Origin of the sequence: Methylobacterium symbioticum (assembly GCF_902141845.1) — a bacterium.
Taxonomy (GTDB): domain Bacteria; phylum Pseudomonadota; class Alphaproteobacteria; order Rhizobiales; family Beijerinckiaceae; genus Methylobacterium; species Methylobacterium symbioticum.
On the sequence record NZ_CABFPH010000081.1, the window covers coordinates 1 to 23681 of the forward strand.

The 23681-nt window shown below is 71.9% G+C and carries 28 protein-coding genes; 14 read left to right on the forward strand and 14 right to left on the reverse strand.

Features of this window, described 5'->3' with window-relative positions; translation table 11 throughout:
* Positions 1 to 149, reverse strand: a 149-nt coding sequence (locus MET9862_RS30230; protein ID WP_244612832.1) for a YMGG-like glycine zipper-containing protein, incomplete at its 3' end; no start/stop codon positions are given.
* A gap of 194 nt (positions 150 to 343) precedes the next feature.
* Here MET9862_RS30230 and MET9862_RS21445 point away from each other — a divergent pair.
* The 3 genes from MET9862_RS21445 to MET9862_RS21455 all read left to right on the forward strand — a co-directional run bounded on the left by MET9862_RS21445 (position 344) and on the right by MET9862_RS21455 (position 2619).
* The gene (locus tag MET9862_RS21445; protein ID WP_142584895.1) at positions 344 to 952 is read left to right on the forward strand and encodes an urease accessory protein UreE; all 609 of its coding nucleotides are present in this window, start codon (positions 344 to 346) and stop codon (positions 950 to 952) included.
* Between the two features lie 59 nt (positions 953 to 1011).
* Positions 1012 to 2001: a tRNA dihydrouridine(20/20a) synthase DusA gene (gene dusA / locus MET9862_RS21450; protein ID WP_142584896.1), complete on the forward strand. Its 990-nt coding sequence runs from the start codon at positions 1012 to 1014 to the stop codon at positions 1999 to 2001.
* 132 nt (positions 2002 to 2133) lie between these two features.
* A complete protein-coding gene (locus MET9862_RS21455) occupies positions 2134 to 2619 on the forward strand; it encodes a hypothetical protein (protein WP_185156959.1) in 486 nt (161 codons plus the stop codon).
* A 518-nt stretch (positions 2620 to 3137) separates the two neighbouring features.
* Here the strand turns inward: MET9862_RS21455 and MET9862_RS21460 are convergent.
* From MET9862_RS21460 to MET9862_RS21470, 3 genes are read right to left on the reverse strand one after another with little or no spacing between them, the layout of a single operon-like run.
* Entirely contained in the window at positions 3138 to 3722 is a 585-nt protein-coding gene (locus tag MET9862_RS21460) for a rhodanese-like domain-containing protein (RefSeq protein ID WP_142584897.1), read from the reverse strand.
* A gap of 5 nt (positions 3723 to 3727) precedes the next feature.
* The gene (locus MET9862_RS21465; RefSeq protein ID WP_142584898.1) at positions 3728 to 4543 is read right to left on the reverse strand and encodes a quinoprotein dehydrogenase-associated SoxYZ-like carrier; all 816 of its coding nucleotides are present in this window, start codon (positions 4541 to 4543) and stop codon (positions 3728 to 3730) included.
* Between the two features lie 39 nt (positions 4544 to 4582).
* A complete protein-coding gene (locus tag MET9862_RS21470; protein ID WP_142584899.1) occupies positions 4583 to 5500 on the reverse strand; it encodes a quinoprotein relay system zinc metallohydrolase 2 in 918 nt (305 codons plus the stop codon).
* 173 nt (positions 5501 to 5673) lie between these two features.
* Between MET9862_RS21470 and MET9862_RS21475 the strand changes: the two genes are divergently transcribed.
* A complete protein-coding gene (locus MET9862_RS21475; protein WP_142584900.1) occupies positions 5674 to 6258 on the forward strand; it encodes a TetR/AcrR family transcriptional regulator in 585 nt (194 codons plus the stop codon).
* Here MET9862_RS21475 and queC read toward each other — a convergent pair.
* From queC to cobT, 3 genes are all read right to left on the reverse strand, one after another.
* On the reverse strand, positions 6237 to 6950 hold the full coding sequence (gene queC, locus MET9862_RS21480; protein ID WP_244612829.1) for a 7-cyano-7-deazaguanine synthase QueC: 714 nt from the start codon (positions 6948 to 6950) through the stop codon (positions 6237 to 6239). The two genes, MET9862_RS21475 and queC, sit on opposite strands and share 22 nt — an antisense overlap.
* Positions 6943 to 7299, reverse strand: a complete 357-nt coding sequence (gene queD, locus MET9862_RS21485) for a 6-carboxytetrahydropterin synthase QueD (protein WP_142584916.1) — start codon at positions 7297 to 7299, stop codon at positions 6943 to 6945. The genes queC and queD overlap by 8 nt, the downstream gene beginning before the upstream one ends.
* Positions 7300 to 7394: 95 nt before the next feature.
* A complete protein-coding gene (gene cobT, locus MET9862_RS21490) occupies positions 7395 to 8411 on the reverse strand; it encodes a nicotinate-nucleotide--dimethylbenzimidazole phosphoribosyltransferase (RefSeq protein ID WP_142584902.1) in 1017 nt (338 codons plus the stop codon).
* Positions 8412 to 8503: 92 nt separating this feature from the next.
* On the opposite strand from cobT, the gene cobS reads away from it, so the two are divergent.
* The 4 genes from cobS (at position 8504) to panB (ending at position 11220) form a co-directional block, all read left to right on the forward strand.
* Positions 8504 to 9328 carry an adenosylcobinamide-GDP ribazoletransferase gene (gene cobS / locus MET9862_RS21495; RefSeq protein ID WP_142584903.1) on the forward strand — a complete coding sequence of 275 codons (825 nt, stop codon included), beginning with the start codon at positions 8504 to 8506 and terminating at the stop codon, positions 9326 to 9328.
* Between the two features lie 33 nt (positions 9329 to 9361).
* The gene (locus MET9862_RS21500) at positions 9362 to 9586 is read left to right on the forward strand and encodes a DUF1289 domain-containing protein (RefSeq protein WP_142584904.1); all 225 of its coding nucleotides are present in this window, start codon (positions 9362 to 9364) and stop codon (positions 9584 to 9586) included.
* Between the two features lie 6 nt (positions 9587 to 9592).
* On the forward strand, positions 9593 to 10282 hold the full coding sequence (locus MET9862_RS21505; RefSeq protein WP_142584905.1) for a retropepsin-like aspartic protease family protein: 690 nt from the start codon (positions 9593 to 9595) through the stop codon (positions 10280 to 10282).
* A 122-nt stretch (positions 10283 to 10404) separates the two neighbouring features.
* Positions 10405 to 11220: a 3-methyl-2-oxobutanoate hydroxymethyltransferase gene (gene panB, locus MET9862_RS21510; protein WP_142584906.1), complete on the forward strand. Its 816-nt coding sequence runs from the start codon at positions 10405 to 10407 to the stop codon at positions 11218 to 11220.
* An 88-nt stretch (positions 11221 to 11308) separates the two neighbouring features.
* Here panB and MET9862_RS21515 read toward each other — a convergent pair whose 3' ends face one another.
* Positions 11309 to 12304, reverse strand: a complete 996-nt coding sequence (locus tag MET9862_RS21515; protein ID WP_438616642.1) for an NUDIX hydrolase — start codon at positions 12302 to 12304, stop codon at positions 11309 to 11311.
* A gap of 255 nt (positions 12305 to 12559) precedes the next feature.
* Here MET9862_RS21515 and thiE point away from each other — a divergent pair, with 255 nt between their 5' ends.
* From thiE to MET9862_RS21530, 3 genes are all read left to right on the forward strand, one after another.
* Positions 12560 to 13249: a thiamine phosphate synthase gene (thiE, locus tag MET9862_RS21520; RefSeq protein WP_142584907.1), complete on the forward strand. Its 690-nt coding sequence runs from the start codon at positions 12560 to 12562 to the stop codon at positions 13247 to 13249.
* Complete coding sequence (gene thiD / locus MET9862_RS21525; protein WP_142584908.1) at positions 13246 to 14043, forward strand: bifunctional hydroxymethylpyrimidine kinase/phosphomethylpyrimidine kinase; 798 nt, start codon at positions 13246 to 13248, stop codon at positions 14041 to 14043. Before thiE ends, thiD begins: the two co-directional genes overlap by 4 nt.
* Positions 14044 to 14139: 96 nt before the next feature.
* Entirely contained in the window at positions 14140 to 14769 is a 630-nt protein-coding gene (locus tag MET9862_RS21530; protein WP_142584909.1) for an XRE family transcriptional regulator, read from the forward strand.
* Positions 14770 to 14785: 16 nt separating this feature from the next.
* Here MET9862_RS21530 and MET9862_RS21535 read toward each other — a convergent pair whose 3' ends face one another.
* The 5 genes from MET9862_RS21535 to MET9862_RS21555 form a co-directional block, all read right to left on the reverse strand.
* Complete coding sequence (locus MET9862_RS21535; protein ID WP_142584910.1) at positions 14786 to 15367, reverse strand: ABC-type transport auxiliary lipoprotein family protein; 582 nt, start codon at positions 15365 to 15367, stop codon at positions 14786 to 14788.
* A gap of 281 nt (positions 15368 to 15648) precedes the next feature.
* Positions 15649 to 16731 carry an MlaD family protein gene (locus MET9862_RS21540; protein WP_142584911.1) on the reverse strand — a complete coding sequence of 361 codons (1083 nt, stop codon included), beginning with the start codon at positions 16729 to 16731 and terminating at the stop codon, positions 15649 to 15651.
* Between the two features lie 79 nt (positions 16732 to 16810).
* Positions 16811 to 17614 carry an ABC transporter ATP-binding protein gene (locus tag MET9862_RS21545; RefSeq protein WP_185156960.1) on the reverse strand — a complete coding sequence of 268 codons (804 nt, stop codon included), beginning with the start codon at positions 17612 to 17614 and terminating at the stop codon, positions 16811 to 16813.
* Positions 17615 to 17621: 7 nt separating this feature from the next.
* Positions 17622 to 18773, reverse strand: coding sequence for an ABC transporter permease (locus tag MET9862_RS21550; RefSeq protein WP_142584912.1), 1152 nt, complete (start codon positions 18771 to 18773; stop codon positions 17622 to 17624).
* A gap of 89 nt (positions 18774 to 18862) precedes the next feature.
* Entirely contained in the window at positions 18863 to 20053 is a 1191-nt protein-coding gene (locus tag MET9862_RS21555) for an MFS transporter (protein ID WP_244612830.1), read from the reverse strand.
* Positions 20054 to 20175: 122 nt separating this feature from the next.
* Here MET9862_RS21555 and MET9862_RS21560 point away from each other — a divergent pair, with 122 nt between their 5' ends.
* The 3 genes from MET9862_RS21560 (at position 20176) to MET9862_RS21570 (ending at position 23075) form a co-directional block, all read left to right on the forward strand.
* Positions 20176 to 21369 carry a hypothetical protein gene (locus MET9862_RS21560; RefSeq protein ID WP_142584913.1) on the forward strand — a complete coding sequence of 398 codons (1194 nt, stop codon included), beginning with the start codon at positions 20176 to 20178 and terminating at the stop codon, positions 21367 to 21369.
* A 90-nt stretch (positions 21370 to 21459) separates the two neighbouring features.
* Entirely contained in the window at positions 21460 to 21909 is a 450-nt protein-coding gene (locus MET9862_RS21565; RefSeq protein ID WP_142584914.1) for a DUF1489 family protein, read from the forward strand.
* 209 nt (positions 21910 to 22118) lie between these two features.
* A complete protein-coding gene (locus MET9862_RS21570) occupies positions 22119 to 23075 on the forward strand; it encodes a DMT family transporter (RefSeq protein ID WP_142584915.1) in 957 nt (318 codons plus the stop codon).
* A 22-nt stretch (positions 23076 to 23097) separates the two neighbouring features.
* Here MET9862_RS21570 and MET9862_RS21575 read toward each other — a convergent pair.
* Positions 23098 to 23681: hypothetical protein (locus tag MET9862_RS21575; protein WP_244612831.1), on the reverse strand; the 584-nt coding region annotated here is incomplete at its 5' end.

The following is a 23681-nucleotide window of genomic DNA, read 5'->3' on the forward strand; positions in this document are numbered from 1 at the left end:
CCGGCCCGGCCGGTGGCGAGGCCGCCCACCGCCGCGCCCAGGCCGGCGCCGAGGGCGGCGCCGCCCAGCGCGCGATCCTGCGGGGTGTTGCAGGCGGCGAGCGACAGGGCCATGGCGCCGGCGAGAGCGGCGCTGACGAGCTTCTTCATGGTTGGGACTCCCTTGTGCGGTCCGGCGTGTATCCGCCTTGCGGTCCGTTGTGGTGCGGTTCGAGCTTAGCCGTTATGACCGTGGAATGCGCGCCACACGGCCAAGGTTCCGTCGCGCTGGCATCGTGGCGGGATCAAGCCTTCCCTTTTGTCACGCCCGCCCCAACATCCGGGCCTGACCGTTCGAGGACACCATGCAGAGAGCCACCACCCTCGTCCGCAAGCCGGCCGTCCGCGCCGACGCCGTGGTCGACACCGTCGTCCTCGACCATGCCGCCCGCGCGGCCGGCTCCGGCCATCTCCACGCGGAGGGCGGCCTCGCCTTCGACCTCGCCCTGGCCAAGGCGGCGGTGATCGAGGACGGCGACGCGCTGCGCTTGGAGGACGGGCGGCTCGTCGCCGTGCGCGCCGCTGCGGAAGCCCTCCTGGAGGTGCGCGCGGAGAATCCGGCCCGCCTGATGCGCCTCGCCTGGCAGCTCGGCGGGAACCATGTCGAGGCCGAGATCGGCGCGGACGCGCTCTACGTGCCGGACCCCCCCGCCAATGCCGAGCTGGTTCGCGGCCAGGGCTGCGCGGCGAGCCCGGTCTCGCGCGCCTTCCGCCCCGAGCGCGCGGCGCACGACCACAGCACCTGCGGGCACGACCATTCCCACGACCATGCCCACAGCCACGATCATGGCCACGCCCACAGCCACTCTTCCGCGCATGGTCATGATCATGCCCATGATCACGGGCACAAGCACGGGCATGACCACGATCAGGCTGGGCACGTGCACGGCCCCGGCTGCCGCCACGACCACTGACGTCACGCCCGGATCGCCGCTGCGGCGATGAGAGCCCTGGAAGGACCGTACCCCACCCGATGACGCCCGAGGACGTCCGCTTCTCCGTTGCCCCCATGATGGACTGGACGGACCGGCATTGCCGGGCCTTCCATCGCGTCCTCTCGGCCCGCGCCCGGCTCTATACCGAGATGGTCACCACCGGCGCCGTGCTGCACGGGGACCGCGAGCGGCTGCTCGGCTTCTCGGCGGCCGAGCATCCCGTGGCGGTGCAGCTTGGCGGCTCGAACCCTGAGGACCTCGCGCAGGCCGCGCGGATCGCGGAAGAGTTCGGCTACGACGAGGTCAACCTCAATGTCGGCTGCCCCTCGGACCGGGTGCAGGAGGGCCGCTTCGGCGCCTGCCTGATGCGGGAGCCGGCGCTCGTCGCCACCTGCGTCGCCGCCATGAAGGCGGCGGTGCGGGTGCCCGTGACGGTGAAGTGCCGCATCGGCGTGGATGATCAGGATCCGGAGGCCGCCCTCGACGCGCTGGCGCAGGCGGTGGTCGCGGCCGGGGTCGACGGTCTCGTGGTCCACGCGCGCAAGGCCTGGTTGCAGGGCCTGTCGCCGAAGGAGAACCGCGACGTGCCGCCTCTCGATTACGGCCGCGTCGCGCGCCTCAAGCGGGCGCATCCCGACCTGCCGATCGCCATCAATGGCGGCATCGCCACGCTCGATCAGGCGCGGGCGCAACTCGACGCGGTCGATGGCGTGATGGTGGGCCGCGCGGCCTATACCGAGCCCGCCCTGCTGCTCGGCGTCGATCCGGATCTGTTCGGCGAGGCGGCGCCGCACTCGGACGCCTTCGCGGCGGTCGCGGCCTTCGAGCCCTACATCGCCGCTCTGCTGGAGCGCGGCGAGCGGCTCCACGCCGTGACGCGGCACATGCTCGGCCTGTTCAACGGACGCCCGGGTGCGCGAGCCTATCGCCGCCACCTGTCGACGGCCGGCATGCGGCCCGACGCCGATCTCGGCACCCTGCGCACGGCCGTGGCCTTCGTCTCGCGCGACCGGGCCGAAGCCGCGTGACAGGCCCGGGATCCCCAAGCGACGAGGCCCTGGGGCGGGGCATCAGGGCGGAGCCCTGATAAGACGACTGGGCGCCGCCCAGACCCGCGAGAGGGAGGATCCCTTTCGAGACCCGGATTTCGGAGAGTTGCTGTGATCCGCGCTCTGACGATCGCCGCCCTTCTCGTCGTCACCGGGGCCGCCGCCGCAACGGCCGATCCGTTCCGGGCCTCGCCGGCCGAGGCGGTGCGGCTGGTGCGCGAGCACCGCACCAATGGTTACGTCACCGTTGCGGCGACGCTCGCCTGGGCCGCGCGCGAGCGGCCCGAGAGCTTTCGCGTCGCGGGGTTCTATCCCGAGCAGAGGCCGGGCGAGAGCTTCACCCGCGTCCGCCTCTGCTACTGGCTGCGTGAGCCGGGCATCCGGGCCCAGCCCCTCTGCGACATCGGCTTCATCGTCTCGACGAAGCCCGCCCATGTGGAGCCGGCCGAGCGTTTCGAAGGGCTCGGCCGCGACCTGCAGGATGGGCCGCAGGCCTTCCTGCGCGGACTCGACCGTGAGCTCGCCCTGCAGCGGGCTCCCGAGGAGAGAACCCTGCGGGCCGTGCTCGATCCGTTCGAACTCTACGACTGGCGCTGAGGCCGCGCCGCACGGCGCGTGAGCCCGGCCACACCCGCGCATCGGGACGCGCAGGCAAGAGTTCGGGACGCTCGTGCAAAAGGCGGGCGACCGCCGAGCCCGTATCGTACCCGCTCTGTGCCGGCGTCCGGGAGGCGGTTTGCGATGATGGCAGTGAGGAACAACAGCCGGCCAGGCCGGCTGGGGAGGCTGTCGGATCGTCCGGCTTGGCTCGAGCGCCGCTCGCCGCGGGTCGCGCGGGCCATCGAGACCGCTTGGCGTCGCCGGACGCTTGACCCCCGGGCGGCGGAGCGGCTCCCGCAGGTGAACGCCAACGACAACGAGGGGCCGGCCAGCGGCGCTTGAGCGCAGCGCCCGTCATCCGGGGGAGGGCCCCCGAGCGGGCTCGATCGGCCCGAACGGATGGCGCCAGAAGCGGGGCAGCCAAGACCGCATCCGCGCAACCGGGAACGGCCCTGAGCCTGGGCTGTGACGCGCTCTCCTCCGCCGGACCGGAATCCGCTTCGGCGGAGAGCGCTCTAACGTTCAGGCTCCACCGGCGGAAGCGCCGCCCAGGCCGGATCGGGCTTCACCACGGCCGTGTCGTGCTCGTCCTGCCAGCCTTCGACACCCTCCGGGAACCAGTGGACGTTGCTGTAGCCGCGCAGCACGAGGCGGCGGCCGGTATTCCAGCTGCCCCAGCATTCCGGCCGGCAGAAGGTCACGATCGCCTTGCTCCTGTCGCCGCCGGTCAGTTCCTCGACGCGGCGGAAGAACAGGGCCTCGCGCTCGGGCGCCAGGGGGGCGACGCCCGCACCCGGCATCCAGACGGCCCCGGGGATCGAGCGGTGAGTCGGCAGCCAGGGCCGGTCGGTCGGGAAGTTCGCGGGCTTGCGGTCGGCCAGCACCACGTCGAGGAGCACCGGCTTGTCCGGCATCATCGCCGCGAGCCGCTTGCCGTCGATCACCGTCGCGCCTTCGAGGGTCGCTGGCGTGTAGCCCCGCTGCGGCCCGGTCCAGAGCCCATCGGGCTCCGGCACGTTGACGGGGGAATCGGCCGGGGTGGCCGCCGCCAGCACGACCAGCGCCAGGGCGCCGGCCGCCGCTCTCCCGAGGACGGGCATGCGGCTCAATTGCTCGCCGTCGGCGCGGTGAAGCTGTGCTCCCAGCGCCCGCCCTGATTGTCGGTGGCGGTGACCTTGATCGGTCCCTTGCCCTCGGGGAGGAAGGCGAAATTGATCACCGGGTTGGAGGCGATCGAGATGTCGCCATCCATCACGAACACGTTCTTCGGCCCGTAATCGACCGTGACCTTGTTGATGTAGCGTGCCGGCGTGTAGTCGCGCGTCACCTGGTTCATCTGCATGCCGGAGAAGTTCGGGTGGCGGATCATCAGCGTCGCCTCGACCGGCTTGCCGGGCTGGACGTCGCCGGCGAACTTCATCCGCATGTCGCCCATGCCCTTCATCGCCTCCTCGTCGCTCATCCCCATGGGTGCCGAGCAGCCGCCGGAGGCTTTGACGAACTTGGCCGCCTCATACAGGCCGCCATCCTTGGTCTCGGCCACCGCGTGGACGTTGGTGTAGTTGTTCACCCGCACGCGCAGCTTCAATTCGCCCGGATCGGCGGCGGGGCCGAAGCTGACATGGGCGGCGTAGGGCGACGGGTTGTCGTCGATGACGAGATGGACGGCCTTGATCCTGTCCTTCTCGGGCATGGTCAGGGTGATCGGCACCAGCGCCGCATCCTCCGCGCGCTTGGGCGCATCGACCTTCACCAATGTCTCGGTCGGCTGGATCGCGCGATCCTTGAAGATCGAGGCGGCAATCTCCTTCCAGCGCGCGTCGCGGTCGGCATCCGTGTCGGAGGCGCCCGCGGCCTGCGCGGCACCGCTCGCAAGCGCGGCGGTCAGAGAGAGTCCGAGGGCGAGAGCGGCGTAGGTCATGGCGTCCTCCTGATCCAATTCATGTAGGTTACGCGGCGGCTATTCCCACTCGAGTTCCTTGTAGGCGACGGTGACATTGCGGGGATTGTAGTCGTCGAACAGATCCCATTGGCCCCGCTCGGACTGGGCCACACTCTGTACCGCCTTCTCGATCGAGACGTCGGCGGCGATCGCCTTGCGGGTCTCGTCGCGCAGCGTGCCGAGGTAGCGGCCGATCCCGGCGAGCGCCGGGGCGAGCTCGACGCGCACCGGCCCGTGCCCGGGCACGGCCTGCCTCGCCCCCATCCCCTTCAGGCGCTCGATCTCCTTGAGCCAACCGTTCAGGCTGCCGTCGAGGGAGGGGATGCGGCCGACCGAGAGCAGGTCGCCTGTGAAGAGCAGGCCGCTTCCCGAATCGATCATCGAGAGGTCGCAGGACGTGTGCGCCGTGGCATGCGCGGTGAAGCGCAGAATGCGGTCGCCGAGGTCGATCTCGGCCCCGTCCTTCACGCTTTGCGTCGGGTAGACCACGATGCCGGCCTTCTCCGGCCCCAGCACGTCCTCCAGGCGCTGGCGGTAATACGCGCCACGCGCCTCCAGCGCCTCGCGCAAGCCGTGGTGGCCGATATAGTTCGGCTTGTCCTCGCCGAACGCCGCGGCGCCGAAGCAATGATCCGGATGGACGTGGCTCATCACCACGTGGCGGATCGGCTTGTCGGTGCGCTTGCGGATCTCCGCGCGCAGCCATTGCCCATCGGCGAGGCTGCCGCCGGATTCGGTGACGAGCACCCCGTCGCGGCCGACGATGAAGCCGATATTGGCGATGGCGTCGTTGTTCGCGGGGCTGGCCTCGGCATTCGGCCCGCGCCTCTGGAAGATGCCGGGGCCGACCTCCTCCATTGCGAAGGCTTCCGCGCGCAAGGCGCGCGGCAGGCAGCACAGGCAGAAGCCCGCGAAGACGGCTTGCCGGCGCGTCATGGAGCGTCGGGCTCCATCCTTGCGCGATGCGGCGTCGAGCGCCCGCATGCGTCACCTCCCATTCGCTGCCAACCATTTAGTAGGTAGATTTTTTGGGCGTCAAGTGCGAGAAGGGTTTCGGGTCGCCGTGGGCGAACACGAGCGCGCGACCGATCGCGGGGCGATGGAGAGCGATGCGGGATACCCGGGCCGAGTTGCTGATGCAGGCCGAGACGCTGGTGCGGACCTCGGGCTATGCCGGTTTCAGCTACGCCGATCTCGCGGCGGCGGTCGGCATCCGCAAGGCGAGCATCCACCACCACTTCCCGACCAAGACCGATCTCGCGCTCGCGCTGGTCGCCGCCTATGCCGACCGCTACGACGCGGCGCTCGCCGCGATCGAGGCCGACCATCGGGAGGCGCCGGCCCGCATCGAGGCCTATGGCCGGCTCTATCTCGGCGGGGTGGAACAGGGGCTCGGCTGCCTCTGCGCGGTGCTCGCCATCGAGGGCGAGGCGCTTCCCGAGCAGCTTCGCGCCGACATCGCCCGCTTCTTCGAGCGCCACATCGCCTGGCTCGAAGGGATGCTGCGCGAAGGCCTGGCGCGCGGGGCGCTGCGTCCCGGCATCGACCCGACGACGCAGGCCCGGCTCGTCATTGCGACGCTGGAGGGCGCGCTGCTGATGGAGCGGCTGCTCGGCGGGCCGGAGGCCTTCGCGGGGACGCTCGGCGCCCTCGTCGCGAGCCTCGTTCCCGCTCAGGCCTCGGCGGCGACGTAGCGGGCGTAGCCCTGCTCGCGCAGGCGGCAGGCCGGGCAGGTGCCGCAGCCATAGCCCCAGTCGTGGCGCGCGCCGCGCTCGCCGACATAGCAGGTGTGGCTCTCCTCCACGACGAGATCCACGAGACCCGGGCCGCCGAGATCCTCGGCGAGCTTCCAGGTCTGTGCCTTGTCGAGCCACATCAGCGGGGTGTGCAGCACGAAGCGGCGGTCCATGCCGAGGTTCAGCGCCACCTGCATCGCCTTGATCGTGTCGTCGCGGCAATCGGGATAGCCGGAGAAGTCGGTCTCGCACATGCCGCCGACGATGTGGCGCAGGCCGCGCCGGTAGGCGAGCGCCGCCGCGAAGGTGAGGAAGACGAGGTTGCGGCCGGGCACGAAGGTGTTGGGCAGGCCCGAGGCCGCGTAGCCGATCTCGGCCTCGCGGGTCAGCGCCGTATCCGAGACCTGACCCAGCGCGTCGAGCGCCAGCGTATGGTCTTCTCCGAGGCGGCGGCCCCAGGCGGGCACGAGCGACGCGAGGCCCGCGCGCAGCCGTCCGCGGGCGTCGAGCTCGATCCGGTGGCGCTGGCCGTAATCGAAGCCGAGCGTCTCGACGCGGGCATAGCGGTCGAGCGCCCAGGCGAGGCAGGTGGCCGAATCCTGGCCGCCTGAGAACAGGACCAGCGCGCGATCCTCGCCGACCTCACTCACCCGCATACTCCGCCCAGGACATCGGGGTCTCGTAGACCCGCACCAATGCGAGGCCGGGCAGCCCCGCCTTGGCCCGATGCCAGATCCAGGCCGCGATGTTCTCGGCGGTCGGGTTCTCCAGACCCTCGATGTCGTTGAGGGTGTGGTGGTCGAGGCGCTCCAGCAGCGGCCGGAAGATGTCTTCGACGTCGTAGAAGTCGACGACCCAGCCGCTCCGCGGATCGATCTCGCCCGCCACCGTCAGCTCGACCCGGTAGGAATGGCCGTGCATCCGGTGGCAGCGATGGGTCTCGGGCACGTTCGGTAGCCGGTGGGCCGCCTCGAAGGTGAAGGCCTGGGTGATCTTCATGGCTTGGGTCTTATGGTCGGCGATGCCGGCGACGCCCGGCATCCGAATCGGGGCGAGCCATAGCGCGTCCAGGTCCTTTGGGGCAAAGGCCGATCTCAGGCTTCCTTCCCGGAGACCCCGGCTTGGTCGAAGGTCGCCATATCGCGGTGGCAGGCCAGCGCCCCTTTGAGGAGGCCGATCGCCATGGCCGCGCCCGAGCCCTCGCCGAGACGCATGTTCAGCGCCAGGAGCGGCGTGAGGCCGAGTCGCTCCAGCACCTCGGCATGCGCGCCCTCGGCCGAGACGTGGCCGGCGAGGCAGTGCTCCAGGGCGCGCGGGTCGAGGGCGTGCAGGATCGCGGCGGCGGCGGTCGAGACGTAGCCGTCGAGCACCACCGGCACCCGCTGCAGGCGGGCGGCGAGGATGGCCCCGGCCATCGCGGCGACCTCGCGCCCGCCGAGGCGGCGCAGCACCTCGAGCGGGTCGTCGAGATGGCCGGCATGGTGGGCGAGCGCCGTCTCGACCGCCGCGACCTTGCGCCGGTGCCCGTCCGCATCGACGCCGGTGCCGCGGCCGACCCAGTGGGCCGGATCGCCCCCGAACAGGGCGGCGTAGATGGCGGCCGCGATGGTGGTGTTGCCGATGCCCATCTCGCCGATCCCGAGGCAGTCGGTCCCGGCGGCGATCGATTCCATGCCGAAGGCCATGGTGGCGACGGTGCCGCGCTCGTCGAGCGCCGGCCCCTCGCAGATGTCGCCGGTGGGCAGGTCCACGGCGAGGTCGAACACCTTGAAGCCGAGGCCGTAGGCGGCGCAGATCTGGTTGATCGCACCGCCCCCGGCGGCGAAGTTGTCGAGCATCTGCCGGTTGACCGCGTCGGGGAAGGCCGAGACGCCGCGCTTCGTCACGCCGTGGCTGCCGGCGAAGACGCAGACCAGCGGCCGGTCGAGGGTCGGCTTGTCCGTGCCCTGCCAGGCGCCGAGCCAGGCGACGAGCTCCTCCATCCGCCCGAGGGCGCCGGCAGGCTTGGTCAGCGTGGCCTCGCGCGCCGCGATCGCCCGCAGGGCGGCCTCGTCTGCCTCCGGCATGGCCGCGACCAGACGGCGGATGTCGGCGAAGGGGCTCTCGGTCATGGTGCAATCCTGTGGGCGGCCCGCGCGCGGCTTGAAGCCGCGTCCCGCCAGCACGCTATAGTGAAGCGGGTTCAGGGGGTGAAGGCAGGGCGATGAACGGGCGACCCCAGGGCGGAGAGGCCGACTGGCCGGGGCGCGGCCTCCTGTCCGATCTCGCCACCTGCTTGCGCTTCTACTCGCGCCTGCCGGTGCCGCGCCTGCCCGGAGAGGACGATCCCCATGCCGCGCCGGATTTCCGCCGCGCGCCCCGGATGCTGCCCGCCGCGGGCCTGATCCTGGCGCTGCCGGCGGCCCTGACGCTGCTCGCCGCCTGGAAGCTCGGGCTCGGGCCGTTCCTGGCCGCGGGGCTGGCCCTCGCCGTCGCCGTCCTCGTCACCGGCGCGCTCCACGAGGATGGGCTCGCCGACGTGGCCGACGGTCTCGGCGGCGCCACGCGGGTGCGGCGCCTCGAGATCATGCGCGACAGCCGCGTCGGCACCTACGGCGCCACCGCGCTGGTCATCACCCTCGCCCTGCGGATGGGCGCGCTCGCGACGCTCCTCGACCGGGCCGGCGCGGCCGCGGCGGTGGCCCTGGTGCTCGCCGCCTCTCTCTCCCGCGTCGCCGCGCTCGCCCCGATGATGCTGCTCGGCCCCGCCCGGCCCGGGGGCCTCGGCGCCGCGGTCGGCCGGCCGGAGGCGGCGACGCTCTGGATCGCTCTCGGCTTCGGGGCCATTCTCGCCGTTCTGGCCTTGCCCTTCGGCCTGCCGGTCTCGGGGATCCTGGCGATGATCGTGCTGGGCGGCCTCGCGGCCCTCGGCATGACCCGGCTCGCCGCGGAGAAGCTCGGCGGCCAGACCGGCGACGTGGTCGGCGCCTGTCAGCAGGTCGCCGAGATCGCCGGTCTCCTCGGCCTCATCGCCTGCCTGCCGGCTTGATTTGCGGCACCGGCAGGCCGCATGGATCGGCCCATGTCCGCCAGCGCCGCCCCCGAGCCGTCGTCCAAGCCGTCCAGCCCCTGCACCAAGGTCTGCGTGCTCGATGCCCGCACGGGCCTGTGCCAGGGCTGCGGCCGTACCCGCGACGAGATCGCCCTGTGGGGCTCGCTCAGCGAGGCGCAGCGCCTCGCCATCATGGCGACGCTCGAAGCGCGGCTGCGCGCGGCCTATCTACCGCCCGAGGGAACGCGGGCGTGAGGTCTGATGCTGTATCTGGTGCTCGGCGCGATCGGGATCGTGGTGGCCGTGCTCGTCGTCAGCGGCGATGGCCGCTCGATCGGCGGCATCGAGCCTGACCAGCTCGCCGGGCTCGCCTTCGGCGTCGGTACCCTCGTTCTCGTCACCGCCGGCTACTGGCGCCGCTTCGGCACGAATCTCGGCACCAACCTGCGCCATCTGCTGGTCTGGCTGGCCCTCGGCCTCGCCTGCCTCGTCGGCTACAGCTTCCGCGACGAGATCCAGGGCGTCAGCTCGCGGGTGGTGGGCGAGCTGCGGCCCGGCACCGCCGTGACCGGCGCGGGCGACATCGTCACGATCACGCGGCGGCGCGACGGCGATTTCCGGGTCGAGGCCGAGGTGAACGGGCAGGTCCAGCCCTTCATCTTCGACACCGGTGCCAGCACCGTGGTGCTGACCGCCGAGGGCGCCGCGGCGCTCGGCATCCGCCCGGCGGAGACCGAGTTCTCGACCCGGATCTCCACCGCCAACGGCACGGCCTATGCCGCGCCGGTCATGATCGACACGATCACCATCGGACCGATCACCGAGCGGCGGGTCTCGGGCCTCGTCGCGCGCTCGGGCATGCTCACCCAGAACCTGCTCGGCCAGAGCTTCCTGATGCGGCTCCCCGGCTACGAGGTGCGCGGCGACCGCCTGATCCTGCGGGGCCGCTGAGGCGGCTCGACAATCGGTGCGAAGCCTCGCAGGGGTGCGGGTGCTTGCGGGCGCGATGCGTATATAAGGCGCGCCTGTACCCGGAGGGGCGGACCAGCCCCGCGTATCGAGGAGCCGGTGCCATGTCGCAGGTCGTGCAGTCCCGCCGCCTGAGGGCCGTGGATCTCGCCAAGCGCAAGGCGGCGGGCGAGAAGATCATCGCGCTCACCGCCTACCACGCCCACACCGCGGGCATTCTCGACGCCTATTGCGACTTCATCCTCGTCGGCGATTCCCTCGGCATGGTCATGCACGGGATGGAATCGACCCTGCCCGTGACCCTGGAGATGATGATCCTGCAGGCGCAGGCCGTCATCCGCGGCACGAGCCGGGCGCTCGTCGTGGTCGACATGCCCTTCGGCTCCTACGAGGCGAGCCGCGAGCAGGCCTTCATGAGCGCCGCGCGCATCCTGAAGGAGACGGGGGCGGGCGCGGTGAAGCTCGAGGGCGGGGCGCGCTTCGCCGAGACGGTGGCCTTCCTGACCCAGCGCGGCGTGCCGGTGATGGGCCATATCGGCCTCACGCCCCAGTCCATCAACACGATGGGCGGGTTCCGCGTGCAGGGGAAGGGGCCGGATGGCGAGCGCATCCTGCTGGAGGATGCCCGCGCGATCAGCGAGGCCGGCGCCTTCGCCATCGTGATGGAGGGTATCGTCGAGCCGGTGGCCCGCGCCATCGCCACCTCGCCCCAGGTGACGGCGGCGACCATCGGCATCGGCGCCTCCTCCTTCTGCGACGGGCAGATCCTGGTGCTGGAGGACATGCTCGGCCTCTCCGAGCGCACGCCGAAATTCGTGAAGCAGTTCGGCTCGCTGCGCGCCCATATCGAGGCGGCGGTGAAGACCTATGCCGATGAGGTCCGTGCCGGGCGCTTCCCGGAGGACGCGCACACCTACTGAAGCGCTCCGAAGCCGACGTGGATGCGGGTTCGGCGAAAGAGCGCGCGGCAAAACACGGGCTCTCGGGACCGGCGCGTCGTCGCGCGGTTCAGGCCCGCCGCGAGGGCGTCAGGCGCAGGCCCGGCGCCGGACGCTCCAGCAGCACCTCGCGGCGGAAGCGCACGAGCTTGGCCGGCCGGCCGGCCGTGCCGCTGGTGACGCTCTCCGTCTCCTCGACGAGCCCCTGCTGCGCCACGAGGCGGCGGAAGTTCTGCTTGTGGAGCTGCGCGCCCGAGAGCGCCTCCACGGTGCGCTGGAGCTGGAGCAGGGTGAATTCCGGCGGCATCAGCTCGAACACCACCGGCCGGTATTTGATCTTGCCGCGCATGCGGCCGATCGCGGTGGCGAGCACCCGGCGATGGTCGAAGGCCATCGGCACGCCGGTCGGGTCGCCCGGAAGGCCGCGGCCGGCATTGCCCTGCGCCTCGGGGATCAGCCCAGCCTCGAACAGAAGCTCGTAGCGCTCCAGCACGCGCTCGTCGTTCCAGGTGCCGCCGTTCAGCCCGAAGGTCAGGCCGAGCCGGTCGGCGCGCAGGCGCCTGAGCTTCGCGTCCTCGGGCTCGGCCGCCCAGGCCTCGAGCCGCGGCAGGATGGCGTCGAGTTGCGGCGGACGGCCCTGGCGGAAATCCTCGTAGGGCAGATAGCGGTACCAGTTCTGCCAAGCGGCCTCGGCGAGCCCGGCCGGGCGCTCCTCGCGCACCAGCGCCAGATAGGCCACCGAGAGCGAGTGGGCCCCGGCCCGGCCCTCGCCCGAGCGGTCCCGGTCGCCGAAGGTGTAGAGCTGCTCCACGTAGCCGAGGCGCTGGTGGGTCTGGCGCTCCACCCAGGCGCGCAGGCCCCGCTCCAGGGTGGCATGCTCGGAGACGAGGGGACCGGCGGGCAGCCCGTCGCCGCGCCCGGCCGCCTGCCCGGGGACCCGCACCGTGAGGGCGCGGGGCTCGCCCTCCGTCGCCGCGACGATGACCGCGACGAGGCCTACGGAGGAGGCGTCGGCAGCCCGGCCGTCCGCCTCGTCCGCGCGCACCTGCGTCTCTGCCGAATCCACCCTGGGCCTGCCCGCGAATGCCGCCTGGGCGCGACCGATGCGCCCCGGCTTCTGCTTTAGCCGCAGATCGGCCCGCCCGGTCAACAAAGCGAGTTCGGCTGATCCAACGCTTTGCCGCCGCAGGCTCTTCGCGCCTCCGCAGGCTTGTCTGAAGCCGCCGCAGGGTTGCCAACAGCCCGGCGCCGAACCAAACCCGCAGGGGATGGAGTGGCCGCGAGGGCGAGACATGGGGATGTTCGAAGCCAGGAGTCCGTCGTGAACCGCTCGGCTCGTCCGGTGGACCTGCGCCTCTACGGCCTGCTCGATGTCGGCGTCTGCGGCACCGACGGCGCGCGTCTCGCCGCCATGGCCGCCGAGGCGGTGGCCGGCGGTTGCACCCTCCTGCAATACCGCGAGAAGGATATCCCCGACGGGCGCGCTGCGCTCGCCCGCATCCGCGCGATCCATCAGGCGGTGGCGGGGCGCGTCCCGCTCCTGGTCAACGACCGCGTGGACCTCGCACTCGCGGCCGGCGTCGAGGGCGTGCATCTCGGCCAGAGCGACATGCACCCGGCCGATGCGCGCCGCCTTCTGGGCGAGGGCGCGATCATCGGCCTCACCCTGAAGACCGGCGCCCAAGCCGACGAACTCTACCGGCTGCCCGTGGACTACGCCTGCATCGGCGGCGTCTTCGCGACGACGAGCAAGGACAATCCGGATCCGCCGGTCGGGCTCGACGGGCTGAACCGCATCGTCTTCCGGGCGCGGCTGGCCCGCGGCACCGACCTGCCGCTCGGCGCCATCGCGGGGATCGATTCGAGCAACGTCGCGGCGGTGATCGCTGCGGGCGCCGATGGCGTCGCGGTGATCCGCGCGCTGTTCGGGGCCGAATCGATCGAGGGCCGGGCGCGGGACCTCCGGGCGCGGATCGATGCGGCACTCGGCGAGCGCGGGGCGCGGCCGTGATCGCCCTCACCATCGCGGGCTCCGATTCAGGCGGCGGTGCCGGCATCCAGGCCGATCTCAAAACCTTCTCGGCGCTCGGCGTCTACGGTGCCAGCGCCATCACGGCGCTGACCGCCCAGAACACCTGCGGCGTCCAGGGAATCCACGACGTGCCGCCGGCCTTCGTCGCGGCCCAGTGCGACAGCGTCTTCTCCGATCTCGCGGTGCGGGCCGTGAAGATCGGCATGCTCGGGCGCATGGCCGTGATCGACGCCGTGGCCGATGCCCTCGACCGGCACGCAACCGGCATCCCGGTCGTGCTCGATCCGGTGATGGTGGCCACCAGCGGCGATCGTCTCCTCGACGACGCGGCCGTCTCGGCCCTGCGCGGGCGCCTGCTGCGGCGGGCCGACCTGATCACCCCGAACCTGCCCGAGGCTGCGGCACTCCTCGGCGAGCCGGTCGCGGCGGGCGTGGACGAGGCGGAGGCGCAGGGGCGCCGCCTGCTCGGGCTCGGCGCCCGCGCCGTGCTGGTCAAGGGCGGCCACGGCACCGAGGCCGAGAGCATCGACGTGCTGGTCACGCCCGAAGGCATCCGGCGCCTGTCCGGCCCGCGCGTGGCGACCCGCAACACCCACGGCACCGGCTGCACCCTGTCGGCGGCCATCGCGGCGGAGCTGGCGAAGGGCGCGCGCCTCGCGGAGGCGGTGGAGCAGGGCAAGCATTACGTCGGCGGCGCCATCGCCGCCGCGGAGCGGCTGAGCATCGGCCGCGGACACGGTCCGGTCCACCACTTCTTCCGTCAATGGAGCTGACGAGTCCGACGCGGCGCTTGCGCCGAACCTGGATTTGCGTTTGAAGGAGCGTACGTTCGTTCGGATAACGGAACGCTTTTCGGGTACGGCGACACGATGCAGGACCAGGCGGAACGGATCGAGCGCGGGCGCGGCCGCGACCTCCTGACCGGCGCGCAGGCCCTGTCGGGCCAACTCGGCAAGACCATCCAGCGGCTGCGCAAGGCCTACAACCTCTCGCTCTCGGAGCTTGCCGAGCAGTCGGGCGTGGCCAAGTCGATCATCAGCCAGATCGAGCGCAACGAGACCAATCCGACGCTCGCCACGATCTGGCGGCTCTCCCAGGCCCTCGACGTCTCGATCGAGCGGGTTCTCGCGGCCAACGACGAGGAGCCCTTCATCGAGAAGACCTCGCGCGCCGATACGCCGATCCTCGTCTCGGAGGACGGCAAGGTGCGCCTCGCCATCACCGGCTGGGTCAAGACCATCGAGTGGCTGCAATGGTACGACGTCTCGGCCGATCCGGGCGGCGTGCTCGATTCAGACCCGCACCAGCGCGGCTCGGTGGAGTCGCTCTCCGTGCATGACGGGGTCTTCGAGGTCGAGGTCGGCGGTGTCGTGCAGGTGGGGCGCGCGGGCGAGACCCTGCGCTACCGCTGCGACCGGCCGCACACCGTGCGCTGCATCGGCCCGGAGACCGGCCGGGCCACCATGGTGGTGATCATGAAGGCGGCGGTGATGGAGTAGCGCGGGCTCCGCGCACTCACCGTCCCGAATTCACCCAGCGGACCATGTCGCCGAGCACGGTCGCGAGCGCCGAATCGAGGGCGACCGCGCCGTTGCCCGCATCCACCGCCTTGATCGGCACGCGGGCCGTGAAGACCCGCGCGGCCACCACCCGGCCCGTGCCCTCGGCGATCAGCTTGGCCGAAAGGTCGACCACCGCCTCGCCGCTGCCAGCCGCGATGTCGAAAGCCCGGATCTCGCTGATCAGCTGGTAGTCGGCCAGGATCTTGTCGCCCGGCCGGCTGACCGAGCGGAGCCGCCCCGAATTCTCCAGGCTCTGGATCAGGCGGGTCTGGACCAGGCGCGGCAGACGGTCGGCCCACTGGCCGCCGCCGAGGAAGGACAGCGAGCCGCCCGGCTCGCGCACGATGATGCGGTCCGACTCGAAGGGCTGGATGCCGACGGGCTCCGCCACCACGATGGCGCGGCCGGCCGCGACCGCCCGTCCCGACGGCGGCAGGGCCGCGAGGTCGAAGGTCAGCGGCGCGCCGCCGCCGCATCCGCCGAGGGCGGAGGCAAGCAGGGCGACGAGCACGAGGGCCGGGACGGTCTGGTTCATACGGTCAACCTGCTGGGCGCCGGCCGGGCCGGCGCCGTGACGGGCCTCACGCGGGCTTCGCGAGCCCGTGGGAGACGGCCTCCGGCCGGGACGGCACAGCCGGAAGTCTCACGAGACGCACCCAGGGCCCCTCACGACACTCCCGCTGCGCCGTCGCGCCCAGAGGGAGGTCCCCCGGCCGCCGGGAGTTTCGTGAGGTGGTCTAAGCTGCGCCGTAGAAACTACGCAAGGTGCCGTCCTGTGCCGTGCGGCGAGGCACATACTCCCAGGAAAAATCCGCTCTAGCGGCCACCGTTGTATTCCGGCAACGACGGCTTGCCGCCGAAGATCACCTGCGAGGGGTCGCGCTCCAGGTTCTTCACGGTGCGGTTCAGGGTGTTGAGGGTGCGCTGGCCGTCGGTGGAGAGCGCCTCGACCTCGCGGCGCCCGCTGCCCGAGAGCCGGTTGAAGCTCGTGGCGATGTTGGCGGTGCGCTTGTCGAGGTTCTCCGAGAGCGTGCGGAAGGCGCGGCCCGCGTCGCGCACCGAGATCGCGGCCTCGCGCACCTCGGTGAAGGTCGAGGAGCCCTGCTCGCCCGAGGCCGAGCCGAGGAAGCCCTCGGCCCCCTTCAGCACGGCGTCGATGCGATCGGCCGAGGCGCTGAGCTTGCCCGCCAGCGCGCGGGCGTCGTGCAGGCCGGCTTCGATGTCGGGGCTGGCATTGGCGAGGGCGCCGGAGAAGCGGTCGGCATTGCTGATCACCCGGTTGAGGCGCTCCCCATCGACGGACTTCACGAGACCGGCAATCGAGGGACCGGCATCGGCGAGCGTCTTCGAGAAGGCCTCGACATTGGCAAGCGTCCGGTTGATCGCGCCCTCGTTGCCGGCCACCACCTTGTCGAGGCGCTGCAGCACGTCGTCGGCGCGCTGGGCGATCTGCCTGGCTGCCGCCATCATGTCCTGGATGTCGGAGGAATCGGCGAAGATCGTCGGCATCTCGCCGCCGGAGCCCGCCTTCAGGGGCGGCGCGTCGGCGTTGCCGCCCGACAGCGCGATCACCGAGACGCCGGTGAGCATGGCCGAGTCGAGGCGTGCGCGGGTGTCGGCGCGCAGCGGCGTCGAGGGCTCGACCTTGATCAGCGCGATCACGCGCCGCGGATCCTGCGGCAGCAGGCTCACCTCCGAGACCTCGCCGACCTTGATGCCGTTGAAGGTCACGCTGGAGCCGCGCGACAGGCCGCCGACGCTGCCCGAGAACACGACCCGCACGCCCTGGGCGACCTGCCGGGACGAGCCGCCCGAGAGCCAGAGCACGAAGCCGAAGCCGGTCAGGATCACCGCGAGGGTGAAGGCACCGATGAGGGCGTAGTTCGCACGCGTCTCCATGCGTCAGTCCTTGGCCGGGGCTTGGCGGTGCGCGCGGTGCGGGGCCGCACCCGGTGCAGCCTGCGCGGTGATGGCGGCATCAGGCATGGGCGGGCTCTCCCGTGACGATCGCGCGGGCGCGCTTGCCGTGGAAATACGAGCGCAGCCACGGATGGTCGTGGCTGAGCATGTGCTCGATCGGCCCGGCCGCGATGATCTGGCCGTCGCCGAGCGCCGCGATGCGGTCGCAGGCGGTGTAGAGGCTGTCGAGGTCGTGCGTCACCATGAAGACGGTGAGCCCGAGCGTCTGCTTCAGGGTCGCGACGAGGTCGTCGAACTCGCCCGCGCCGATCGGGTCGAGGCCCGAGGTCGGCTCGTCGAGGAACAGGATCTCGGGGTCGAGCGCGAGCGAGCGGGCGAGCGCGGCGCGCTTGATCATGCCGCCGGAGAGTTCGGACGGGTACTTGTCGGCGGCCTCGGGCTTGAGGCCCACCATCTCGATCTTGAGCCGGGCGAACTCGTCGAGCAGGCGCTCGGACAGGTTGAGGTGCTCGCGCATCGGCACCTGGATGTTCTGCTTCACGGTGAGCGCCGAGAACAGGGCGCCGTGCTGGAACAGCACGCCCCAGCGCTGCTCGACCCGGCGGCGCTCGGCGAGGCTCATCCCGTCCATGTCCTGCCCGAACACCCGGATCGTGCCCGAGCGCTTGGGCACGAGACCGAGGATGGTGCGGGTGAGGACGGACTTTCCCTGGCCGGAGGGGCCGACGAAGCCGAGGATCTCGCCGCGGCGGATGTCCAGGTTGAGGCCCTTGAGGATCGTGCGGTCGCGAAAGCCCACGACGAGGTCGCGCACGCGGATGATCGGCTCGGCCTCGTCAGGTCCGGTGGGTTCTGCGCGCATGTCCGGCTCAGAAATCGATCGCCGCGAAGAAGACGGCGAACAGGCCGTCCAGAACGATCACCATGAAGATGGACTTGACGACTGAGGCGGTGACGTGGCGGCCGAGCGATTCGGCCGAGCCTTCCACGGCGAAGCCCTCGATCGTCGCGATGATGCCGATGGTGAGCGCCATGAAGGGCGCCTTGATCAGGCCGACGAAGACGTGGTGCAGGCCCACCGCCGCCTGCAGCCGCGCCAGGAACTGGTCGGTGGTGAGGCCGCCATAGACCATCGCGGTGAGGCCGCCGCCGAGCAGCGCCGCGAGCGCGCCGATCAGGGTCAGCATCGGCAGGCCGACCACCAGGGCGAGGATGCGCGGCACGATCAGGACCTCGACGGGGTCGAGGCCCATGACGCGCAGCGCATCGACCTCCTCGCGCATGCGCATGGAGCCGATCTCGGCGGTGAAGGCCGAGCCGGAGCGGCCCGCCACCATGATCGAGGTGAGCAGCACCCCGAGCTCGCGCAGGATCAGCAGGCCGATCAGGTTGACCACGAAGGTCTGCGCGCCGAAGCGCTGGAGCTGGAAGATGCCCTGCTGCGCGACGATGCCGCCGACGAGGAAGGAGATCAGCACGATGATCGGTGCGCCGCGCAGCGCGACCTGCTCGATCTGGTTGACGAAGGCGCTGGTGCGGAAGCTGCGCGGCCGCGCCGCGACGCGCAGGCAGGCCGCCACCACCTCGCCGAGGAAGGCGACTCCGGTGACGATGTCGTGGCCGCCCTGGGCCACCCGGCGTCCGAGCCCGTCGAGCAGGCCGTAGAGATAGCCGTGGCGGAGCCCGGCCGCCGCTTCCGGCTCGCGCAGGCCCACCTCGCCGAGCAGGATGCGGTGCTCGGCCCGCGCTCCAGCATAGCTGAGCCGGCCGCCCGCCGCCTCGATCTCGCCGCGGGTCCGCTCCAGCACCCAGGCGCCCAGCGTGTCGAGACGCTCGACGCGGGTGAGGTCGACGACGATCGCCCGGCCCGTTCCGGCCGCAGCGATGTGCGCGGCGGCGGCCTCCACGGCGGCGCCCTGGTCGGTCGTCCAGCGTCCGTCGAGGGCGAGGCGGCCATCGGCCTCCGCCGCGACGCGCGCGCCCGCTTCCTCACTCGTCCGGGCTCGCGCGGCGCTCAGCACGCGGGCCCCCCGATGGTGGCTGCCAGGATCATCACGCGGCCCCTTCTGCGCCGCTCTTATGTCCACATTAGGGTTACGGGATTGTATGCTTACGGTTGCGGTGTGCGTCCGCGCACCCGGCGCGCCGCCAGGACCGTGAGGACGAGGCCGGTGGCGGCGAGCGGCGCCATCAGCGCGAAGGCGACGGGCCCGCCGCTGCGATAGGCGAAGCCCGAGAGCAGGGTCGCCGAGGCCGAGACCGTGGCGTTGACCGCGCTCACCGTGCCCTGTGCCCGGCCGCGGGCGCCCTCCGGGCTGAACCCGGAGACGGCGGCCATCGCGCCGAGCTGCGTCGCCCCGAAGGTGAAGCCGTGGAGCGCCTGCAACGGGACGAGCAGGACGAGCGAATCGCCGAAGGCGTAGAGGCCGAGCGCCCGCACCAGCGCGGCGAGCCCACCGAGGCCGAGCAGCCGGAAGGGCGTGCGCCAGCGCCCCGGCAGCCGGCCGATCAGGGCGAACAGCACGATTTCCGACACGACGCCCACCGCCCAGAGGCCGCCGACCGCCGTGGTGGAGAGGCCGAGCCCCGTCCAGTGAATGCTGCCGAAGCCGTAGATCGCGGCGTGGCTCGCCTGGATCGCCCCCGCCGCACCGATGCAGAGCCACAGATGGAGCGGCAGGCGCGGGCGCGGGCCCTCGGACACCGGGCTCGCCGGCGGCGCCACCGAGCGGCTGCGATAGGCGACGAGGCAGGCGATCAGGGCGAGCCCGGTCAGGAGCAGCGGCACCGCGACCCGGCCGCCGAGAGCGCCGAGCAGCGCGCCCCCGACGAGGTTCGCAGCGAGGAAGGCGATCGAGCCGGCCATGCGGATGCGGGCATAGTCGAGCCGTGGCCTCGCCCGCACCGCGGCCAGCGTCAGGAAGTCGATGCTCGGGACGAGGGGCGCGCCGGCCACCGCGTTGAGCACGGTGAGCAGGGCGAGGAGCGGCCAACCGAGCGGGGCGGCGGCCGGCATCAGCAGGTAGGTCACCGCGAGCCCGAGGCTGCCGGCAACGATCAGCCGGCGCGGGCCGACGCCGCGGTCGATCAGGCTCATCAGCGGCGCGGTGGCGACGATGCGCGTCGCGATCGGCAGGGCCAGCAGCAGGCCGATCACCGTCGGGTCGAGGCCGAGCGCGTCGAGCCAGACCGGCATGAACGGCATCGCGATGCCGATCTCCACGAACACGACGGCGTAGAGCAGCGACAGGCGGAACGCGCCGGGTTCCGGCGCCTGGATGGATGCAGGGGAGGAGGGCAAGGCCGGAGGCGGGATGAGGCGCGCCGTAAGCGCGCGTTAAACAGCTTGGATCAAAGTGTATGCAGCGCGTGTGTCGGCCTGTGCGGGGCCATGGCGCGCCGAGTTCCGTGAGGACGCGTAGCATGTCCGGCACCCAGTCGCCCATCCTCTTCGCCCCGGACGCCTACGACGTCATCGCGGCGGCGATGAATGAGAGCGAGCGCGGCCGCTGGTTCCTGGAAGAGCATGCCCGCCGCAGCCGCGGCCCGGACACCGTGACGCTCCTCGATGCGATCGGCCGGATCGAGAGCGCGATCACCGCCCAGCGCGGTCCGGAGGATGTCGGGCACCTGCGCGGCAGCCTCCTCGACATGGCCAACGCGATCAGCCGGACCAAGGCGGAAATCGCGGCGATCAGCGCGCCGGAACAGGACCAGAGCCGGCTCGGCGTCGCCTCGGAGGCGCTCGACGCCATCGTGCGGACCACCGAGCGCGCGACCTCGGACATCCTCGGCGCCGCCGAGGAGGTTCAGGAGACGGCCTGGACACTGCGCGAGCGCGGCGTCGATGCGGATGTCTGCGACCGGCTCGACCGGCACGCGACGCAGATCTACACGGCCTGCTCGTTCCAGGACCTCACGGCCCAGCGCATCAGCCGCATCGTCAACACCCTGCGCTATCTCGAGGACCGTCTGGCCTCGATGATCACCATCTGGGACAGCGCGGACGAGCGCATCCCGCCTGGCCCCGAGACCGCCCCGCGCGCCGCGGCGGCCCCGGTGGACCTGAGCCAGAGCGATGTCGACCGCTTCATCGACATGCAGGCCGACGCCCAGGGCGCCGAGGCCGCCGGCATGGCCGCCCGTGCGCCGATCGTCCTGGACGAGGTGATCGATTTCCTCCCCGCCGCCGAGGCTGCGCCCGAGGCGGAAGCGCTCGACGCAGGCACGTTCGAGGCGGACGGGTTCACGGCGGACACTGTCGAGGCAGACGCCTCCGAGGCCGAGCTCGAGGCCCCCGAACCGGCCACGCTCGCGGAAGCCGTCGCCGACGATCTCGCCATCGATACGAATGCACGGGCCGTCGCGGACGAGCCGACCTTCCCGGAGGAGGCGACCGCCGAGGATCTCGCCGTCGCCGAGGAGCCCGCCGAGACCGCCGACACGATAGCGGCCGGCATCGAAGAGACCGTCCTCGCCGGAGCCGAAGCGGCGCGCGAGGCCGATGCGCCAACCGCCTCCGGGCCGCAACCCGCGAAGCCCGCGCGCCAGGCAGAGCTCGATCTCGGCGACATCGACCTGCTCAGCATCGAGGAGAAGCTGGCGCTGTTCTCCTGACGACGAAGCGCCGCGGTCGCCGCGGCGACCGCATCGGTCTATGGAGGCGGCTCGGTGCCGGGCCGCCGGCACGCGCCACCAGCCCAGCCCGTGACCAAGCCCGTCCTCCACCTGCTCAAGCTCAGCGTCGGCCCGGCCTCCATCGCCGACCTCGCGGATCGTCACGCCCGGTTCCGCGAGCAGGCCTTGCGCGAGGGCCGCGACCCGTCGCCCGTCCACGTCACGCGGATGGTGCCGTCGCGGCGGACCGAGATCGCCGGGCGCGGCTCGATCTTCTGGGTGATCAAGGGCATCCTGTGCTGCCGCCAGGCTCTGACGGCGATCGAGCCCGTGACCGGCGCGGACGGCATCCCGCGCTGCCGTCTGGTACTCGGTGAGCGCCTGATCCCCGTGACCCCGCGGCCGTGCCGCCCGTTCCAGGGCTGGCGCTACCTCTCCGCCCAGGACGCGCCGGCCGACCTCGACGCCGCCGCGGCGGGCGATCTCGCCGAGATGCCCGAGGCGTTGCGGCGCGAACTCGCCGGGCTCGGTCTGATCTGAGGCGCGAGAGCGCTCTCCGACGAAGGGGATGCGGGTTCGGCGCAAGAGAGCGCGTCACAACGAGGAGAGCGCGTTACAACAAGGACTGAGCGCCGTTCCCGATTGCAGCGCCACCGGGAGCGACTCCAGGTATCGGGGGCAAGAAGCGGGAGGCGGGTGCGCGCGCCGCGAGCCTAGAATCCGGGCTGCCTGTCGCTCCGGGACCGCCCATGCCCCCCGCCATTCACCGCACGATGACCGCGTCCGAGTGGACGCTCCTGCTCGTCCTGTCCCTGCTCTGGGGCGGGTCCTTCTTCTTCACGGGCGTTGCGCTGACGGCGCTGCCGCCGCTCACGGTGGTGCTGCTGCGCGTCGGCCTCGCCGCCCTCATCCTGGGCCTTTCGGCACGCCTCGCCGGAGCGCGCCTCCCCCGCGAGGCGGGAATCTGGCGGGCCTTCCTCGGGATGGGCATCCTCAACAACGTGGTGCCGTTCTGCCTCATCGTGTGGAGCCAGACGCACATCGCCTCGGGCCTCGCGGCCATCCTCAACGCGGCGACCCCACTCTTCGCGGTCATCGTCGCACACCGGCTCACCGCCGACGAGCGGATGACCGGCAACCGGCTCGTGGGCGTGCTGATCGGTTTCGCCGGCGTCGCGGTCATGGTGGGACCGTCGGTGCTCGGCGGGGGAGGGGAGTGGCCGGCCGAGCTGGCGAGTCTCGGGGCGGCGCTGACCTACGCCTTCGCCGGCGTCTACGGCCGCCGCTTCGGCCGGATGGGGGTGCCGCCGCTCGTCACCGCGGCCGGGCAGGTCGCGGCCTCAACCCTGGTGCTCCTGCCTGTGGTGCTCGTCGTCGACCGGCCCTGGACGCTGCCGGCCCCAGGCCCCGTGGTCTGGGCCGCTGTGCTCGGCGCCGCCGCGCTCTCCACGGCCCTCGCCTTCGTGATCTATTTCCGGCTCTTGGCGACCGCGGGCGCGGCCAATGTCCTCCTCGTCACCTTGCTGGTGCCGGTCTCGGCGATCCTGCTCGGTGCCCTCGTCCTCGGCGAGCGGCTGGAGCCGCGGCACTATGGCGGCATGGCGGTGATCGCCCTGGCGCTCGCCGCGGTGGACGGCCGCCTGCTGCGGCTCGCCCGGCCGGGGCGGGTGAAGCCCCTGGAGCCCTGCCGGGGCCGCGACGCCTGATCGGTCACGGCCCCGCCTTGCCTCATGCCCCCTCGAAGCGCCCGCTCGCATGGGCGAGCATGGTGTAGACCTTGCCCGTCTCCGAGGTGAGGTAGGCGTCGGCCCGGCGGGTATCGGGATCGTTCTTCATCACGTCCCCGAGCAGCCGCTCGAACTCGCCGACATAGCGGTCCACGGCCCGGCGGAACTCGACCTCGCCCCGATAGCGGCGCTGGATCTCCGCGAAGGTCTGGCGGCCCTGCGCGGTGTAGATACGCGGCTGGAACAGGTTCGATTCACCGCGGCGGTAGCGCTCCCACAGGTCCACGGCCGTGCGGTGGTCGATCATCCGGCCGATATCGTTCGAGATGGACTCGAGCGCGCGGGCGGGGTCGGCCGCGGGGGCCTGTCCGGTCCGGGCCGGAGCCTCCTCCTCCTCGTCGAGAGAGGCCCGGGTCAGCAGGTCGGAGAGCCAGCCGCTCTTGTCGGCCCCGGCAACGGTCCCGGCCGCCGGACGGCCGGCGCGCGGCGCCTCGGTCCGGGCCTGAGCCGGGTTGCGCGCCGCGGGTTGCGGGCTCGCCTGGGCTGCGGGCTGAGCTGCCTGCCGCGCGGTCGGTGCCGGCGTTG